The sequence below is a fragment of the Streptomyces sp. NPDC001415 genome, from assembly GCF_053597395.1.
The window spans coordinates 346,425-364,317 of the sequence record NZ_JBSFIE010000002.1 but is presented as its reverse complement, the minus strand read 5'-3'; the positions used below and the strand labels follow the sequence as shown (position 1 = coordinate 364,317).

The window sequence follows — 17,893 nt, the reverse complement described above, 5'->3', positions numbered from 1 at the left end:
GCGTGACCGCGTGACGGCAGGACCGCAGAACGGCGAGACGGCAGGACCGCACGAACGCAGGACCGGCATCAAGGCACGAAGACATCAACGCAGGACCGGCATCAACGCAGGACCGGCATCAACGCAGGACGGCATCAGCGCACGAAGGCATCAAGGCATCAAGGCATGACGGAGAGAAGGACGAGCATGCAGACCCCCACCCCCAACGCCACCCCGACCCCGACCCCGCCCGAGGGCGCCGAGCCGTCCCGGAGTCCCGCCCTCGCGGTGCCGGACGCCGGGCGCAGGGTGACCCTGATCAGCAGCGAGAACACCGCCGAGCTCCCGGTCCACCTGCTGTTCCGGGACGACACGGGGCCCAACCGGAGCGTCCCCGCGGCGGATCCGCCCGCCTCGCGCACGATCGCGAGGCCGCCCAGACAGGCGGGCGCGCGCACGGTCGTCGCGGCCCCGGCCAGGCCGGCGCCCGCGGCCGACCCGCGCATCTCGGAGCGGCCGGGCCCGGTGCTGCCCGGCTGGGCGGCCGTCGCCGTCGGGGCCTTCGCGCTCGCGGGCTGCGCGGCGGTGATCTGGCGGACCGGCGCCCCGCCCCGGCTCCTCGCCACGCTGCTGGGGCTGCCCGCGTACCCGTACGTCGGAATCGGTCTCGGACAGTGGGGGCTGCTCGGCCTCGGGGTAATCGTGGCGGTGCTCGCGTTCGGCGGGCTCGGGCGGGGTCAGGTCGGGCACGCCTGGGTGCTCTCGCTGTTCGGCGACTACCGGGGGACCGTGCGGCGCACCGGCCTGGTGTGGATGAGCCCGCTGTTCCTGCGCCGCCGCGTCGACCTGCGGCTGAGGCACTGGCGCAGCGAGCCGATGGACGCGGCCGACGCGAACGGGACGGCGCTGCGGGTGGTGGTCCTGGTGGTGTGGCGGATCCGGGAGACGGCGCGGGCCGCGCTCGCCGTCGCCGACCATCAGAGGTATCTGCGCGACCACGTGGAGGCGGCGATGGCCCGGGTTCTCTCGCAGCTCCCGGCCGACGCCTTCCAGGACGACGACGCGCCCACCCTGCGCAACGCGGAAGCCGTCGGCGACGCGCTGACCCGCATGCTGAAGCCGGAGGCGGAGGCGGTCGGCATCGAGCTGTACGCGGCGCAGCCGACCCGGATCGAGTACGCGCCCGACGTGGCGGCGGCGATGCGTCGCCGACGGGTCGCGGCGATCGACGCCCGCCACCGGGACGCGGTGCTGACCTCGGTGGTGGACGCCGTCGAGGACACCGTGCACCGGCTGACCTCTCGGGGCCTGGTGGAACTCGACGACTACGAGCGCAAGGGCCTGGTGAAGGACCTGACGGTCGCGTTCTACACGGGGCGGGGGGCGGGGGAGGGCGCGTAGGGGCGGGTACGGGAGTCGGAGACCGGCGCGGTGGGGGCCGCGAAGGCGGGCGAGGCCGCGCTGGGCGGGCCCGCACGAATCTGACGCGGCCATGAATCCGATACGGCCATGAATCCGACGCTGTCACGCATCTGACGGCGCCGTGAATCCGACGCCGCCGTGAATCTGATGCGCCCGTGAAGCTGGTGTGGCCGTTGGCCTGGACACGTCCAACTCCCGTCAATAGTCTGGGAGTTGGTCTAGACCGGAACATGAGATACCGCACGCGTGCAGCTCCATCCAAGGAACTCCCCCACGTTCTCCAGGAGTGGTCAGCATGCGAAAGAAGCAGCGGCTCGGTGCCGCCGTGGTGGGACTCGCCGTCGCCGGCGCGTCCCTGCTCGCGACCGGCAGTGCGAGCAGCCACGGCTACACCGACCAGCCGATCAGCCGACAGAAGCTCTGCGCCAACGGAACGGTCACCGGCTGCGGTGACATCCAGTGGGAGCCGCAGTCCGTCGAGGGCCCCAAGGGCTTCCCGGTGGCCGGCCCGGCCGACCGGACGATCTGCGCGGGCGGCAACAGCAGATTCGCCGAGCTGGACGATCCGCGCGGTGGCGTCGGCTGGCCCACCACGAAGCTGACGGCCGGTCAGACATACACGTTCCGCTGGCAGTTCACCGCCCGGCACGCGACGACCGACTTCCGCTACTACCTCACCAAGCAGGGCTGGGATCCGAGCCAGAAACTCACCCGGGCCGCACTCGACACCCGGCCGTTCCTCGTCGTCCCGTACGGCGGTAAGCAGCCCCCGGCCACGCTCTCGCATCAGGGCACCATCCCCACCGGCCGGACCGGCCACCAGATCATCCTGGCCGTGTGGACGGTCGCGGACACCGGAAACGCCTTCTACGCCTGCTCGGACGTTCAGTTCTGACGGTACGTCAACTACCGTGCGCCCCCATGAAGAAGCGTGAGCCGAGCGCATCGACCACCCCGGCCGCGTCGACCGTATCGACCGCATTGACGGTGTCGAGCGGATCGACGGCGTCGACCGTGTCGGAGTACGTGCAGCGCCAGTGGGGCGACGGGCGGGCCGGGCTGCGGTACGGCGATCTGGAACTCACCCTCCCCCAAGCTCTTAAGGAGCAGGGGGACCCCCACCAGATCGCCGCGGGCGCCGCCGCCCGCGCCGCGCTCCTGGCCGAGCTGCTGCCCCGGGGTGCCGAGCCGCACCTCGGGGTCCTGCTCGACAACACCCCCGAGTTCCCGCTGTGGCTCAGCGCGGCGGCCCTGGCCGGGGCCGCCGTGGCGGGCATCAACCCCACCCGGCGCGGCCCCGAGCTGGCCCGCGACATCCTGCACACCGAATGCCGGGTCCTGGTCACCGGGCGCGCACACCTTCCCCTGCTCGACGGTCTTGAACTGCCGGGCGTACGCATCCTGGTGACGGACACGGAGGCGTACGAGCAACTGCTCGCGCCGTACGAGGGAGCGAAGCCGGGCGAGTCGACGCTGGGGACTGTGAGCCCGGCCAGCCGCCTCCTGCTGTACTTCACGGCCGGAAAGCTTGCCCCCTGGGGCTGCGCCCCGGGCCCCGGGGGTTTGCCCACCCACCCGCCCGTGACGGGGGTGGAGAAGGCTGACTCTTGGGGCTGCGCCCCAGACCCCCGGGGGGTTTGCCCACCCGCCCGCCCGTGAGCGGGGGTGAAGAGGGCCGAGCCCTGGGGCTGCGCCCCAGACCCCCTGCGGGGACTTCGTCCCCTGCACCCCTTCCTGGGGCTGCGCCCCGGGCCCCCTGCGGGGACTTCCTCCCCCGCACCCCCCTCCGCAGCTCCACCCCGTTCCTCAAGCTCCGCCAAGGGGCTGGAAGCGCCGTCAGTCGGCCGCGGACCGTGGCTGGCTGGTCGCGCAGTTCCCCGCGCCCCTGACCCCGCTTTCGGCCTCGGACCGTGCGTGGTTGCTCGCGCAGTTCCTCGCGCCCCTGTAGGGCACCCAGGGTGGTTGGTCGCTCCGGGGTCTGGGGCGAAAGCCCCAGCGCACCCCCAGGCACCCCCCGGCGGGCCCCACCGGGCCGCCGCAGCATGCGGCATGACCGGAACGGGCTGTGCCAGCCGCCGCACCCGCATCCCGCGCCCGGGTGAATCACCGGCCAGGGTCCCCCAACACCCCGCCCCACAATGGGTGGATGGGCGAGTGAACCCCCGCCTCCTCCTCGCCGCCCTCGCCCTCACCACCACCGTGGCCACCGGCGCAGCCACCTTCGCCGCCCCGGCAACCCCCGCCGAAGCGGCACCCCGCACCGCCCGGGCCGTCCCCGCCGAATCCGCCGCGCCCGCGAAACACCGGTTCCATGAGTACGTCGCCCTGGGCGACTCGTGGTCCGCCAACGTCACGGTCCTCGGTATCGATCACACCTACGCCCCCGTCGGCTGCGCCCAGAGCAGTTGGAACTACCCCAAGCAGGTCGCCGCCCGGCTCGGCGTGAAGGCGTTCCGGGACGCGACCTGCGGTGGCGCCACCACCGCCGAGATGACCAAGCCGCAGGAGGTCGGCAGCGCACTGCTGCTGACGCAGGGCGTGAACCCGCCGCAGTTCGATCGGCTCACCCCCACCACCGACCTCGTCACCCTCGGCATCGGAGGCAATGACGCGGAGCTCGTGAGCGCCGTCCTCGGCTGTATCAGCCCGCTGCCCGCCCCGCTCGCCGACGCGTGCCGGACCAGGTTCGCCGCGCCCGGCGGCAAGGACCTGATGTCGCAGCGCATCGCCGCCGTCAAGCCGCGGATCACCTCCGTACTGGCGGGCATTCACCAGCGTTCGCCCAGGGCCACCGTGCTGGTCGTCGACTATCTCGCGGGGGTCGCCGCCGACCGCGGCTGCTATCCGACGGTGCCGATCCAAGACCAGGACCTGACCTGGTTCGGCGCCCGGCTCAAGGATCTGAACGGCATGCTCGCCTCCGCCGCGGCAGAAGGCGGGGCCCGGTTCGTCGACACGTACCGGGGAAGTGTCGGGCACGACATCTGCAAGCCCGACGGTACGCGCTGGGTCGAGGGCCTGGTGCCGATGTCCAGCAACCCGCCGGGGCCCGCCGTCCCGTTCCACCCGAACCGTCTCGGCGCCGACCACCAGGCCGCGACTGTCCTTGCGGAATTGGGTAGTTGACCCACTCGGAAACCCCCGAAGGGCCGGCCATCGTGGAGATGACCGGCCCTTCGGCTACCTGGGCTACGTCGGTTACATCGGATACGTCGGTTACATCGGGTCCCTGGGTCGCTCGGCGGGACAGATATGTACGGGTTTCACATCGCCGGTTCCGCGGCCCGGGGCGGGGTGGCCTCACCGCTCGCGTCCTCCCCGCCCTGCGCCCGCGCCGCATCCTTCGCCGCCGCGGCCGGACCCCGCAGCATCCCCGCCGCCAGAGCCGCCGCGATCGCCAGGATCAGCGTGCCGCCGACCGCCGCGTACTGCATGCCGTGCACGAACGCCTCCCGGGCGATGCCCGCCAGGGCCCGGTCGGCGCCGGCGACGGCCGCTCCCAGGGTCTCCCGGGCGGCGGTCGGCGCCGAGGCCGGCATGTCGGAGCGGTAGACCGCGGTGCCGATCGAGCCGAGCACCGCCATGCCGAGCGCCCCGCCGAACTCCTGCCCCGTTTCCAGCAGCGAGGCCGCCGAGCCCGCCTTCTCGGCAGGCGCCGAGGCCAGCGCCATGTCGGAGACGAGGGCCATCACCGTCACGATGCCCATGCCGATGACCGCCGCACCGGCGAGCACGGTCCACAGTGAATCGGTCCCGGCGAGCGCCAGGAGTGCGTAGCCGGCGGCGCCGATCGCGAAGCCCGCCGCGATGACGTAGGCCCGGTTCACCTTCTGCGCCACGGCGGTCGCGGTCGGGGCGGCGGCGCCGATGGCGAGCGAGGGGGCGACGCTCCACAGCGCGGCGCGCAGCGAGCTCATGTCGAGCACGGACTGGAGGTACTGGGTGGTGAAGTAGGCCGAGCCCATCATCGCGAACGCGGCGATGGTGTTGAGCGAGATCGCGGCGCCGAAACCCCGGCCGGGGCGGAAGAGTTCACGGCTGATCATCGCGTCGCGCCGGGTGAGCTGACGGCGTACGAAGACCGTGCCGAGCGCCAGACCCACCGTGACGCAGATGGCGCTGCGCACGGAGAAGCCGTCGGCCGCGAACTCCTTGAGGCCGTACACCACCGGCAGCACCGCGCCCATCGACAGCGGCACGCTCAGCAGGTCGAACCTGCCGGGCGCCGGGTCCTTGAACTCCGGGACGAGCAGCGGCGCCAGGATCAGGAGCAGCACCATCGCGGGCACGTTGATCAGGAAGACCGAGCCCCACCACAGGTGCTCCAGCATGATCCCGCTCATCACCGAGCCGAGCGCGACGCCGCCCGCCATCGCGCCGGACCAGATGCCGATCGCCTGACCGCGCTGCTTGTCGTCGCGGAACATGTTGCGGACCAGGCCCATGGTGGACGGCATCAGGGTGGCCCCGCCGATGCCGAGCAGCGCTCGTGAGGCGATGAGCATCTCGGCGCTGGTGGCGTACGCGGCGGTCACCGAGGCGATCCCGAACGCGGCGGCGCCGATCAGGAGCAGCTTGCGCCGGCCGATCCGGTCGCCGAGCGAGCCCATCGTGATCAGCAGCCCGGCGAGCGCGAAGGCGTACACGTCGATGATCCACAGCTGCTGGGTGGCGGAGGGGTCGAGCTCGCGGCTGATGGAGGGGAGCGCGAAGTAGAGGACGGAGACGTCCATCGAGACGAGGAGGAGGGGGAGCAGCAGGACCACGAAGGCGGTCCATTCCCTGCGCCCGGCGCGGAGGCCCGCCCCGCCGGTGGTGCTCGCTGTGGTGCTCGTCGAGTTCGTCATGGCATCAATGTACGAGCGTCTTAAACGTCTGTCTAGTACTAGCGTTTAAGACGTCCGTATAAATTTTGGGGCGGGTCGATCCGCCGTAGTGGACCAGCGGTCCTGTGATCCGTCGTCGCCTCCCGGGCGTGCGCGCGGCCCCGCCCGCGCGCACGAAAAAGCCCCCCGCTTTCGCGAGGGGCTTTCTCCGTCTGTGCGCCGCCAGGGACTCGAACCCCGGACCCGCTGATTAAGAGTCAGCTGCTCTAACCAACTGAGCTAGCGGCGCCTGCTGACAGAGAAAATACTACCTGGTCCTTCGGGGTGCTTCTGACCACCTCGGGACGGGGCTGTGCCGGGGTGGTCAGATGGCCAGCGAGAGCACCACCGGGGCGGCCCTGCGGTTGAGGGTGTCGGCTGCGGCGCGCAGTCGGTGGGCGTGCTCGATCGGCATCGACAGGGCCAGGCAGCCCACGGCCGAGCCCGCGGTCAGCGGTACGGCCGCGCAGACCGTGCCCACCGCGTACTCCTGGAGGTCGAGCACCGGCACGGTGGCGGGCTGGCTGTCGAGCTTCGAGAACAGGACCTTCTCGCTGGTGATCGTCCGCGAGGTGAGCCGGGCGATCTTGTGGCGCGAGAGGTGGTCGCGGCGGCCGTTCTGGTCGAGCTGGGTCAGCAGGCACTTGCCGACCGCGCTCGCGTGCGCCGCCGACTTGAAGTCGACCCACTCGTTCACCTTCGGCGCGGTCGGCCCGTCCGCGTACTGGGTGATCTTGACCTCGCCGTCGATGTAGCGGCTGATGTAGACGGCCGCGCCCACCGAGTCGCGCAGGGACGTGAGGGTGTCCTGGAGTTTGGTCTCCAGGGCCTGCTGGCGGGCGGTGCCCGAGCCGACCAGGACCATCGAATCGCCGATCGCGTAGGCGCCGTCGGCGACCTGCTCGACGTATCCCTCGCGCCGCAGCATGAGCAGCATCGAGGTCAGGTGAGCGGGAGGCAGGCCTGTCTCGCGCGCGATCTGGACATCGGTCACACCCCCGCCGTGCCTGGAGATCGCCTCCAGGACCCGCAGGACGTACTGCACCGAATGGAACGGCGCGGTCGGCTCTGGCTTCAGCGCCACGGTTTCCCCCTAGCAGGTCGAGCTGCGAAGGTGGCAGGTCTGCCGTTCCACGATAGCCGCCAAGACCCGTTTCTGGTGGGGGTGTTGACAAGATTGGTGGCGCGTTTCAGGGCTCTACGCTGGGACGCGCCACCGTGGCATATGCCAGAGTCACGATCGGGGGCGCTTGGGTGGCCGGAACGTGAGGTCAGCGTTGTGCACGGCGCGTGCTCAGGCAATTGCGCCCAGGAACTCACGCGTACGCTCGTGTTCCGGTTCGCCGAAGATCTTCTCCGGCGGGCCGGACTCGATCACCTTGCCAGCGTCGAACATCATCACCTCGTCCGAGATGTCCCGCGCGAAGCTCATCTCGTGCGTGACGCAGAGCATCGTGATGTCGGTCGTACGGGCGATGTCGCGCAGCAGGTCGAGGACCCCGGCGACCAGCTCCGGGTCGAGCGCCGAGGTCACCTCGTCGAGCAGCAGCACCTGCGGACGCATCGCAAGCGCCCGCGCGATCGCGACGCGCTGCTGCTGCCCGCCGGACAGTTGAGCGGGCTTCGCGTCGCGCTTCTCGCCCAGGCCCACCAGGTCGAGCAGCTCGCGCGCCCGCGCCTCGGCCTCGTCGGGGGACAGGCCGAGGACCCGCACCGGCGCCTCGGTGATGTTGCGCAGCACGCTCATGTTGGGGAACAGGTTGAACTGCTGGAAGACCATCCCGATCTTCTTGCGGGCCTCCCTGCGCTCCTTCTCACCGGCCGGGTGCAGCCGCGTCCCGTTGACCTGGATGATGCCCGAGTCGGGCGTCTCCAGCGTCATGAGCAGCCGCAGGATCGTGGTCTTGCCGGAGCCCGACGGGCCGATCAGGGTGACGTGCTTGCCCTTGCGGGCGGTGAAGCACAGGTCGTCCAGGACGGTGTTGTCGCCGAAGCGTTTGGTGACGTTCTCGAAGCGGATCAGCTCGGTGCCGCTCTGCTTCTTCATGGGCATGTCGATCTGGGTGTCAGCGGACAAGGCGGCGCTCCAGGGCTCGTACGAACAGCGAAGCCGGATAGGCGATGAGGATGAAGGCGACGCCGACGACGGTCAGCGGCTCGGTGTACTGGAAGGTGCTCGCCCCTGCCAGGCGGGACTGCTGGAGCATTTCCAGGACGCCGATCCCGGCGAGCAGCGGGGTGTCCTTCAGCATGGAGATGACGTAGTTGCCGAGCGCGGGCGCGATGCGGCGCACGGCCTGCGGCAGGATCACCGCGAACCAGGTGCGGTGCGCGGGCAGGCTCAGCGCGGTCGCCGCCTCCCACTGGCCCTTGGGCACGGCATCGATGCCGGCCCGGTAGACCTGCGCGGTGTACGTCGAGTAGTGCAGGCCGATGGCGAGGACGCCGGTGGTCAGCGCGGAGAACTTCACGCCCCACTCCGGCAGCACGAAGAACAGGAAGAACAGCTGCACCAGTAGGGGGGTGGTGCGGATGAACTCCGTGATCAGGTTGACCGGCCAGCGCACGAAGCGGGTCGGTGCCCGGAAGGCCAGCGCCCACACCAGGCCAAGGCTGAACGAGATGAGGGAGCCGAGCGCGAGGATCTGCAGCGTGGTGAGCACGCCGTCCCCGAAGCGCGGCATGAAGTCCCAGACCGCGGACCAGTCCCAGGTCATCGAAGGTCACCTCGCGCTGTCGTGCCGCCGGCCACGGCGGGCTTCCTCACTTTGGCGGTGGTCCGGGGGCCGTCCCCCGGGGGCGCGGTGCTCAGGCCCAGGTTGGCCTTGGTACGGCGCTCAAGTGCCTTCATTCCACGGGTGATCCCGAAGGCGAGCACGAAGTAGATGACCAGGGTGATGGAGTAGATCTGCGCGCTGTCCTGTGTCGCGAGCCGCACCAGGTACGCCGCGAACGACACGTCGCCCACCCCGAGCAGCGAGACCAGGGCGGTCCCCTTGAGCAGCTCGATCAGCAGGTTGCAGAACGGCGGGACCATCTCCGGCACCGCCTGCGGCAGCAGCACGAGGCGCATCCGCTGCCAGGGCGTGAAGCTCAGCGCGATGCCGGCCTCGCGCTGGGCGGGCGCCACCGAGTTCAGCGCGCCGCGCACGATCTCGGCGCCGTACGCACCGTAGGAGAGACCGAGCGCGAGGACCGCCGCCCACATGGGGACGAGCTGCCAGCCCGCGAGCGGCGGCAGCACGAAGAACAGCCAGAACATCAGGACAAGCGCCGAGGTCCCGCGGAAGATCTCCGTGTACGCGGCCGCCAGGAAGCGCACCAGGCGCGAGCGGTGGGTGCGGGCGATGCCGATGCCGAAGGCGACCGCCGCCGCCAACGCCGCGCTGTACACGGTCAGTTGGACAGTGACCCAGATTCCCGGCAGCACCCAGTGCTGCCACAGTCCCGCCGTCATCGGCACAGCTCCTTGGCGGTCAGGGTGGTCATCTCGGCCTGCGTGAAGCCGAACGGCCGCAGGATCCGGAACAGCTCGCCGCTCTGCTTCATGCGGTGGATCTCGGTGTTGAAGGCGTCGCGCAGCGGGCCGTCGGTGGGCCGGAAGGCGAAGCCGCCGCCGTCGATCTTCTTCTTGCCGTCGACGACCGCCGCGAACGGCTGGGTGGCCTCGGCCTTCGCGCTCTTCTTCACCACCTCGCGCACGGTGAGCGAGGTGCCGGCGAAGACGTCGACGCGGCCCGACTCGACCGCGTTCAGGCCCGCGACCTGGTCCTGGAGGATGACGATGTTGCTCTCGGGGTAGCCGGCGGCGGTGGCGTAGCCGATCTCGGCGTAGCCGGTGCCGGTCGCGAACCGTGCCTTGCTGCGGACCACGTCCTCGTAGCTGTGCAGGTTCTTCGGGTTGCCCTTGCGGACGATGAACGCGTCCAGCATCTGGTACTCGGGGTCCGCGAACAGGACCTGCGCGCAGCGGTCCTTGTTGATGTACATCCCGGCGGAGACCACGTCGAACTGCTGGGAGTTGAGCCCGGGTATCAGCGAGGAGAAGTCGGTCGCCACGGGCTGTACGCGGCCGATGCCGAGCCGCTTGAAGATCACCTTGGCGAGTTCGGGGGCCTCGCCGGTGAACTCGCCCTGGTCGTTCACATATCCGTACGGGACCTCGCCGGCGATGCCGAGGCGTACCGCGCCCTGTGACTTGAGGCGGGCGAGGGCGCCGCCCTGGGGGACGCGGGAGCAGGCTGCGGCGCCGGTGAGGGCGACGGCGGCGGCGCCGGTGAGCAGGGTTCGCCTGGGTACGGAGGGTCTGGGGCGTGAGGTAGCTCGGGCCATGGCGGCGCGGCTACCCCCCTTTACTCGGCCCATGCCCCCTATTTTTCGGGGCGCCGCTCGGGCCCGCCCGTCGGACTCACCCCGTCGGGCGCTCCGGGAACGCCGCGGCCGCCCGCAGCACCACCTGGTCCCGGTGGCGCGCCGCGATCAGCTGGAGGCCGATCGGGAGGCCGTCCGCGTCCGTGCCGACCGGGACGGTGGCGGCCGGCTGCTGGGTCAGATTGAACGGGTATGTGAACGGGGTCCATCCGGTCCAGCGGTGCGGCGCGGGGCCCGTCGGCGCCTCCCGGCCCGCCTCGAAGGCGGTGATCGGCAGCGTCGGCGTCACCAGCAGGTCGAACCGCTGGTGGAAGCGGGCCATCCGCCGGCCGAGCTCCAGGCGGGCCGTCCGCGCGGCGAGCAGCTCCAGGGCGGAGAGCCGCGCGCCCCGCACCGCCATCTGCCGCAGCCCCGGTTCGATCAACTCCCTTTGTGGGGCGCTCAGTTGGTCCACCAGGCGGGCCGCTCCCGCGCTCCACAGGGTGTGGAAGACGTCGATCGGGTCGGCGAAGTCGGGGTCGGCCTCCTCCACGTGCGCGCCGAGGTCGGCGAGCCGGCTCACCGCGGTCCGTACCGCGGACGCGACCGCGGGGCGCACCGCCACCTGCCCGCCGAAGGAGGGGGAGTAGGCGATTCGCAGGCCCTTGACGCCCGCCGCCGTGTCCTCGGCGAGGGTCGCGGCGTACGAGTGGGCCGGGGGCTCCAGGGCGGTCGGGTCGCGCCAGTCCGCGCCGCTGATCACATCGAGGAGCAGCGCCGCGTCCGCCGCGTCCCGGGCGATGGGGCCCACGTGGGAGAGGGTGCCGAACGCGCTCGCGGGGTACAGCGGGACCCGGCCGTACGTCGGCTTGAGGCCGAACACCCCGCAGAACGACGAGGGGATACGGATCGAGCCCCCGCCGTCCGTGCCGACCGACAGCGGCGCCGCCCCGGCCGCGACCGCCGCCGCGCTGCCCCCGCTGGAGCCGCCCGCCGTGCGAGCCGGGTCGTGCGGATTGCGGGTGATGCCGGTGCGCGGGGAATCGGTGACGCCCTTCCAGCCGAACTCGGGGGTCGTCGTCTTGCCGACGAGCACCGCCCCGTGCTCGCGCAGCCGTACCACGGCCGGAGCGTCCTCGTGCCAACTCCCGTGCTCGGACGTGGTGTTGGACCCTCTCAGCGTCGGCCCGCCCGCCTGGAGGAGTACGTCCTTCACCGACACGGGCACCCCGTCGAGAAGCCCCTTCGGCTCCCCCGAACGCCACCGCTCCGTGGCGGCACGGGCCTGGGCCAGGGCCGGTTCGGTGTCGACGCGTACGAACGCGTTGAGGCGGGGCTGGACCGCCTCGATCCGGGCGAGTACCGCCCGGGTCGCATCGAGGGGCGAGAAGGTGCCTGCCCGGTAGCCGGCCAGGAGTTGACGTGCCGTCAGGTCGAAGAGTTCGCTCGGCTCAGTCATGAATGAGGTCGTACCCATGTTTGTGGCTTGCCACGTGGCCGACCGCCTGGCCGTGCTCGGCCTCCAGCCCGCCAGGGGGGTCGGGCTGGCGGCCGATCGTGGGTGGCCGGCCGGCCCTCGGGGGTTCGGCCCGGCGGAGTCGTGGAGGTTCGGTCCCGGCAGGATGTCCGCCCCCGGGAATAAAACGGAGACTGCCTCCTGTTTGGCCGCACGTACGCGGACCGCGTACGACGGAACGAACTGGAGGCGCGAACCGGTGGACGTGGATGCGATTCGAGGGACGGCGGCCGGAACCGCACCCGTACCCCTGTCCGTACTCGACCTGGTGACGGTGGGCAACGGTTACACCGCGAACCGTGCCCTGCGGACCAGCGTCGAGATCTCGAAGCTCGCTGAGCGGCGCGGCTACCACCGGCACTGGGTCGCCGAGCACCACTCCATGCCGGGCGTCGCCTCGTCCGCGCCGGCCGTGATCCTGGCCCACCTCGCCGCCCACACCTCGCGCATCCGGCTCGGTTCGGGCGGGGTGATGCTGCCCAACCACGCGCCGCTGGTGATCGCCGAGCAGTTCGGCACGCTGGAGGCGATGGCGCCGGGCCGCATCGACCTCGGGCTCGGACGGGCGCCCGGCACGGACGGCGCGACGGCCGCGGCCCTGCGCCGCACCGACCTCCTCAACGAAGGCGCCGAGGACTTCCCGCAGCAGCTCGCCGAGCTGACCCGGTTCCTCGACGACGACTTCCCCGACGGGCATCCGTACGCCCGCATCCACGCGGTGCCGGGTCCGGTGCAGGGCCCCTCGGCCCGCCCGCCGATCTGGCTGCTCGGCTCGTCCGGCTTCAGCGCCCGCCTGGCCGGCATGCTGGGTCTCCCCTTCGCCTTCGCGCACCACTTCTCGGCGGCGAACACCGTCCCGGCGCTGGACCTGTACCGGGATTCCTTCCGGCCGTCGGAGATTCTGGACGCGCCGTACGCCCTGATCGGCGTCTCGGCGCTGGCGGCGGACGAGGAACGGGAGGCCAGGCGCCAGACCCTGACCAACGCGCTCTCGATGGTCCGCCTGCGCACGGGCCGCCCGGGCCTCGTGCCGACCCCGGAGGAGGCCGAGTCCTACCAATTCAGCGCGCTGGAGCGGGAGTTCGTGGACAGCTGGCTGGCGAACGTCGTCTCCGGGACGGCGGACGAGGTGCGTGCGGGGCTGGACGACCTCCAGAAGCGCACCGGTGCGGATGAGTTGATGATCACGGCCAACGCGCATGGGTCCGAGGTGAGGGTGCGCTCCTACGACCTGATCGCCGACGCTTACGGGCTGCCGGCCCAGGCTTTCTAGGGGGCCAGGACCGGCCCTGTCGGGGGCGCGGTGGGGGCCGGGCTCGCTCGGCTGGTCGCGCCCTTGGTAGGGCGGGGGCCCCAACTGGCCCTCAAATCAAGCGGGTTCCGCTTCCAGCAGGGTGCTGACCACCCCGCCCAGAGCGTCCCGTACCGGCAGGTCGGTGACCAGTCCCGAGCCGGGGTCTATGGCGTCGCGCGGGACCGGGACGTGGGCGGCTGCCGCGTCGACGACGTGCGCGCCCGTGTAGCCCAGCACCGTACGGAGCGCCGCATGCGCGCCCGCCGCCCCCGTCGGGGCCACCGACGCGTTGATCCAGCCCACCCGCTTGTCCGTGATCTCGACGCCGCCCACCGTCCAGTCGAGCAGGTTCTTGAAGGAGCCCGGCAGGTCGCCCGCGTACTCCGGGGTGCAGATGAGGATCGCGTCCGCGGCCGCGATCAGGGTGCGAAGGCGCACCACCTCCGCCGGCAGCGGGTCCGTGTCGTCGTCCGGGTTGAAGTGGGGCAGGTCGCCCATGCCCTCGTACGTGACGGCCCTCGCGCGCCCGGCCACCAGCTCCGCGAGCGTGCGGACCACGGCCGAGTTGGTGGAGGCGCCGCGCAGGCTGCCGCTGATGAGCATGAGGGTGGGGAGGGAGGTCATGGCGCCGATGCTACGTCGGTGAAAGCCGGTGCCGCGTCGGTAAAACCTGGGTTACCGCAGAGGGCTGGTCCAGCTCTCCCGCCCGCGCCCCCGCAGCCGCGAATGGCCAGCGATCGCCGGTCAGAGGCAGGCCAAAGCACCCCAACTCGGCCCCTGACAAGGGCATTCCCCTCCCGATTGGTCTAGTCCTCAATTTGGTTCAGACCATTGACGTGGCCGGGATTCGATCGCTATCACTTCCTCAACCGCCGTAACCCGCACCCCCTGTGCCGCACCCCCCGGAGGCCGTCTTGCACCGCCGCAGACCCCTTGTTGCCGCCCTGAGCACCGCCGTGCTCGCCGCCGGCGCCCTGGCCGCCTTCGCGGGCCTCGGCACCGCATCCGCCGCGACCACCGCCCCGAGTGCCACACCGTCGACGGGCGGCGTGAAGATCGCGTACTACGACCAGTGGAGCGTGTACGGGAACGCCTTCTACCCCAAGCACCTCGACACCCGGGGCATCGCGGGCAAACTGGACGTCCTCAACTACTCGTTCGGCAACATCGACCCCACCAACCTCACCTGTTTCGAGGCGAACAAGGCGGCGGGCGACGACAACAACCCCAACGCCGGTGACGGAGCGGGCGATTCGTTCGCCGACTACCAGAAGTCCTTCTCGGCCGCCGACAGCGTCAGTGGCGTGGCCGACACCTGGAACCAGCCGATCGTGGGCGTCTTCAACCAGTTCAAGCAGCTCAAGGCGAAGTACCCCAAGCTGAAGATCAACATCTCGATCGGCGGCTGGACGTACTCCAAGTACTTCCACGACGCGGCCCTCACCGACGCCAGCCGCAAGAAGTTCGTCTCCTCCTGCATCAACCAGTACATCGCCGGGAACCTGCCGGTCGACGGCGGGTACGGCGGCAACGGCGCGGCGGCCGGGATCTTCGACGGCGTCGACATCGACTGGGAGTACCCGGGCTCACCCGACGGCCACCTCGGCAACCACTACGGCGCCGAGGACAAGGCCAACTACACCGCCCTGCTCGCCGAGTTCCGCTCGCAGCTGGACGCGTACGGAGCCGCGCACGGCGGCAAGCACTACCTCCTGACGGCGGCGCTCCCGGCCGGCCAGGACAAGATCAAGAACATCGAGACGGACAAGATCGGCGCGTCCCTCGACTACGCCAACATCATGACGTACGACATGCACGGCGCCTGGAACGCGACCGGCCCCACCTACCACCAGTCCCCGCTGGTCTCGCCCGCGAACGACCCGACGGACGTCATCAAGCCCGGCACCCAGAAGTACTCGATCTCCAACGCGATCGACTCCTGGATCGACGGCAACGCGGCCTACGGCATCGTCGGCGGCTTCCCCGCCAACAAGATCACGCTCGGGTACGAGTTCTACTACCGCGGCTGGAAGGGCGTCCCGGCGACGGGCAACGGCCTCGCCCAGACCGCGACCGGCCCCTCGGGCGCCCGGCCCACCAGCCAGGTCGCGGGCACCGCGCTCTACAAGGAGCTCGGCGGCATAGTCGACAACCCGGCGACCACCTTCTGGGACGCGGACGCGAAGGCCTCGTACTTCTACAAGGACGGCGAGTTCTTCACCGGCCTCGACAAGCAGTCCATCCAGGCCCGAGCCGACTACGCGCACCAGCGCGGCCTCGCCGGCGCCATGATGTACAGCCTGCTCGGCCTCGACGACAAGACCACGCTGCTCAACTACATCGCGGACGCGGTCGGCTCGTCGCCCTCCTCCTCCCCGGACCCGACGCCGACGGCCACCAACTCCCCGTCGCCGACCCCGACCGCCACCAGCAGCCCCTCCCCGACGCCCGGCGGCTGCACCGCCCGGGCCTGGGACAAGGCGGCGGCCTACGTCGGCGGTACGCAGGTTTCGTACGGCGGCCACACCTGGAAGGCCAAGTGGTGGACGCAGGGCGAGCAGCCCGGCACCACCGGCGAGTGGGGCGTGTGGCAGGACCTCGGCGCCTGCTGATCGCGCGATCCCGCCGGACAGACCCGTGCGCCCCGCCCCTCGTCCTGGGGTGGGGCGCACGCTTTCGTACCGAAACTCAGCGCGTCCGGAACTTCAGACCGCACGGAACTTCAGACCGCACGGAACTTCAGACCGCGCGGAGCCTCAAGCCGTACGGAGTCTCAGACCTTCTGCGGGCTCAGCGCGATCATCTTGGCGATGTGGTCCGGCGCGACCGCCCGGGAGTACAGCCAGCCCTGGCCCGTGTCGCAGCCGATCCGGGCCAGCCGGGAGGCCTGTTCGGTGGTCTCCACGCACTCGGCGGTGACGGTGAGCCCGAGCCGGTGGGCGAGCTGGACCATCGCCTCGACGATGGTCTCGTCGGCCGGGTTGGGGTGGGCGCCGCCCTCGTCGTACTGGAAACCGCGCACGAACGCCCCGTCCAGCTTGAGGACGGAGACGGGGAGTCGGCTCAGGTAGGCGAGGTTGGAGTAGCCGGTGCCGAAGTCGTCGATCGCGATGTGCACGCCCATGTCGGACAGGGCCTGGAGGGCCTGGAGCGGGCGGCCCGCCGAGCCCATCACCGCGGACTCGGTCAGCTCCAACTGGAGCAGCTGGGGCGGCAGTTGGGTCTCCGCGAGGATCTCCGCGACGTCCGCCACCAGGTCGGAGTCCCAGACCTGGCGCACCGCGACGTTGACGCTGACGAAGACCGGCGGCACGTCCGGGTGCTCGATCTGCCAGCGGCGGGCCTGCCGGCACGCGGTGCGCAGCACCCAGCGGCCGAGCTGGACGACCGAACCGTCTTCTTCAGCAATTCCGATGAACCGATTCGGCGGAAGCATCCCGAATTGCGGGTGATTCCAGCGGACCAGCGCCTCCACCCCGTGCACCACCCCGTCGGCCATGCCCACCAGCGGCTGGTACTCCAGCGTGAACTCCCCGCGCTCGACGGCCGGGCGGAGCGTGGAGGACAGCGCCTGCCGGGTCATGCGGTGGGCGTTGCGCTCGGGGTCGAAGAGTGTCCAGCGGGCCTTGCCGTCGGCCTTCGCCCAGTACAGCGTGGTGTCGGCGGCCTGCATCAGACAGGTCGCCGTGGTGCCGGCGCTGGCCCGCTCCACCACCCCGATCGAGGCGGACACCGACAGGCGCTGGCCCGCCAGGTCGAAGGGCTGCTGGAGCGCGTCCAGTACGGAGCGGGCGAGCTCGGCCAACTGCTCGGTACCCGTGGAGTCCTCGACCAGGACGGCGAACTCGTCGCCGCCGAGCCGCGCCACCAGGTGCCCGCCGCTGCGCGAGTACCCCAGCTGGTCGGCGCACTCGGTGAGGCGGGCCGCGACCGCGCTGAGCAGCCGGTCTCCGACCCGGTGGCCCAGCGTGTCGTTGACCGCCTTGAACCCGTCGAGGTCGAGGTAGCAGATCCCGATGCGGCCGGTGCCGCCGTCGTCGTACGCGGACGCTTCGAGCGCGGAGTTGAGCCGCTCGAAGAAGAGGGTGCGGTTGGGCAGCCGCGTCACCGGGTCGTGCATCTGGAGGTGGCGCAGGCGGGCCTGGAGCTCGCGCCGGTCGCTGATGTCCGCGATCGAGAGCAGCACGCTGGAGCTGTCGGGCACCGGCGCGACGGTGACCTCGGCCCAGAGTGAGTGGCCGTCGGGGTGCTTGAGGCGGCGGGTGCAGCGGAACCGGTTGCGGGCGCCGCGCAGCACCTCGCGGTAGGCGTGCCAGGTGCGGTTGTCGGCGGCCAGATCGACGAGGTCGGCGGCGTCCTGTTCGTGCAGCGCGGCCGGGTCGGTGCCCAGGAGTTCGGCGAGCGCGTCATTGGCGGCGACGACGGTGCCCTCGCGGTCGACGACCGCCATCGCGAGGTGGGCGGCGT

General features: G+C 71.1%; 14 protein-coding genes, 1 tRNA gene and 1 pseudogene. 6 read left to right on the top strand and 10 right to left on the bottom strand.

Annotated elements, in window-relative coordinates; all coding sequences use genetic code 11:
- Window positions 1–186 precede the first annotated feature (186 nt).
- The 4 genes and pseudogenes from ACWC2B_RS03805 (at window position 187) to ACWC2B_RS03790 (ending at window position 4,527) form a co-directional block, all read left to right on the top strand.
- Window positions 187–1,380 carry an SPFH domain-containing protein gene (locus ACWC2B_RS03805; protein ID WP_450714809.1) on the top strand — a complete coding sequence of 398 codons (1,194 nt, stop codon included), beginning with the start codon at window positions 187–189 and terminating at the stop codon, window positions 1,378–1,380.
- Window positions 1,381–1,696: 316 nt separating this feature from the next.
- Window positions 1,697–2,296 carry a lytic polysaccharide monooxygenase auxiliary activity family 9 protein gene (locus tag ACWC2B_RS03800; protein ID WP_450714808.1) on the top strand — a complete coding sequence of 200 codons (600 nt, stop codon included), beginning with the start codon at window positions 1,697–1,699 and terminating at the stop codon, window positions 2,294–2,296.
- A 92-nt stretch (window positions 2,297–2,388) separates the two neighbouring features.
- Window positions 2,389–3,048: pseudogene (locus ACWC2B_RS03795) on the top strand (AMP-binding protein); the annotation flags it as partial.
- 507 nt (window positions 3,049–3,555) lie between these two features.
- Window positions 3,556–4,527, top strand: coding sequence for an SGNH/GDSL hydrolase family protein (locus ACWC2B_RS03790; protein WP_450714807.1), 972 nt, complete (start codon window positions 3,556–3,558; stop codon window positions 4,525–4,527).
- 137 nt (window positions 4,528–4,664) lie between these two features.
- Here the strand turns inward: ACWC2B_RS03790 and ACWC2B_RS03785 are convergent, their stop codons facing one another.
- The 8 genes from ACWC2B_RS03785 to ACWC2B_RS03750 all read right to left on the bottom strand — a co-directional run bounded on the left by ACWC2B_RS03785 (window position 4,665) and on the right by ACWC2B_RS03750 (window position 12,075).
- Window positions 4,665–6,248, bottom strand: a complete 1,584-nt coding sequence (locus tag ACWC2B_RS03785; RefSeq protein WP_450714806.1) for an MFS transporter — start codon at window positions 6,246–6,248, stop codon at window positions 4,665–4,667.
- A 194-nt stretch (window positions 6,249–6,442) separates the two neighbouring features.
- Window positions 6,443–6,516: transfer RNA gene (locus ACWC2B_RS03780), tRNA-Lys, on the bottom strand.
- A gap of 75 nt (window positions 6,517–6,591) precedes the next feature.
- Window positions 6,592–7,350 (bottom strand): IclR family transcriptional regulator, encoded by a 759-nt coding sequence (locus ACWC2B_RS03775; protein ID WP_450714805.1) that lies wholly within the window; start codon window positions 7,348–7,350, stop codon window positions 6,592–6,594.
- Between the two features lie 210 nt (window positions 7,351–7,560).
- A complete protein-coding gene (locus ACWC2B_RS03770) occupies window positions 7,561–8,319 on the bottom strand; it encodes an amino acid ABC transporter ATP-binding protein (protein WP_450714888.1) in 759 nt (252 codons plus the stop codon).
- A gap of 13 nt (window positions 8,320–8,332) precedes the next feature.
- A complete protein-coding gene (ehuD, locus tag ACWC2B_RS03765) occupies window positions 8,333–8,983 on the bottom strand; it encodes an ectoine/hydroxyectoine ABC transporter permease subunit EhuD (RefSeq protein ID WP_450714804.1) in 651 nt (216 codons plus the stop codon).
- Entirely contained in the window at window positions 8,980–9,723 is a 744-nt protein-coding gene (gene ehuC / locus ACWC2B_RS03760; RefSeq protein WP_450714803.1) for an ectoine/hydroxyectoine ABC transporter permease subunit EhuC, read from the bottom strand. Before ehuC ends, ehuD begins: the two co-directional genes overlap by 4 nt.
- Window positions 9,720–10,598 carry an ectoine/hydroxyectoine ABC transporter substrate-binding protein EhuB gene (ehuB, locus tag ACWC2B_RS03755; protein WP_450714802.1) on the bottom strand — a complete coding sequence of 293 codons (879 nt, stop codon included), beginning with the start codon at window positions 10,596–10,598 and terminating at the stop codon, window positions 9,720–9,722. Before ehuB ends, ehuC begins: the two co-directional genes overlap by 4 nt.
- Window positions 10,599–10,674: 76 nt before the next feature.
- Window positions 10,675–12,075, bottom strand: a complete 1,401-nt coding sequence (locus tag ACWC2B_RS03750; protein ID WP_450714801.1) for an amidase — start codon at window positions 12,073–12,075, stop codon at window positions 10,675–10,677.
- A gap of 262 nt (window positions 12,076–12,337) precedes the next feature.
- Between ACWC2B_RS03750 and ACWC2B_RS03745 the strand changes: the two genes are divergently transcribed.
- Window positions 12,338–13,405 carry an LLM class flavin-dependent oxidoreductase gene (locus ACWC2B_RS03745; protein WP_450714800.1) on the top strand — a complete coding sequence of 356 codons (1,068 nt, stop codon included), beginning with the start codon at window positions 12,338–12,340 and terminating at the stop codon, window positions 13,403–13,405.
- A gap of 96 nt (window positions 13,406–13,501) precedes the next feature.
- Here ACWC2B_RS03745 and ACWC2B_RS03740 read toward each other — a convergent pair whose 3' ends face one another.
- A complete protein-coding gene (locus tag ACWC2B_RS03740; RefSeq protein ID WP_450714799.1) occupies window positions 13,502–14,050 on the bottom strand; it encodes an NADPH-dependent FMN reductase in 549 nt (182 codons plus the stop codon).
- Window positions 14,051–14,340: 290 nt separating this feature from the next.
- On the opposite strand from ACWC2B_RS03740, the gene ACWC2B_RS03735 reads away from it, so the two are divergent.
- Window positions 14,341–16,038, top strand: a complete 1,698-nt coding sequence (locus ACWC2B_RS03735) for a glycosyl hydrolase family 18 protein (protein ID WP_450714798.1) — start codon at window positions 14,341–14,343, stop codon at window positions 16,036–16,038.
- 161 nt (window positions 16,039–16,199) lie between these two features.
- Here ACWC2B_RS03735 and ACWC2B_RS03730 read toward each other — a convergent pair whose 3' ends face one another.
- Window positions 16,200–17,876 (bottom strand): putative bifunctional diguanylate cyclase/phosphodiesterase, encoded by a 1,677-nt coding sequence (locus ACWC2B_RS03730; RefSeq protein WP_450714887.1) that lies wholly within the window; start codon window positions 17,874–17,876, stop codon window positions 16,200–16,202.
- Between the last annotated feature and the right edge of the window lie 17 nt (window positions 17,877–17,893).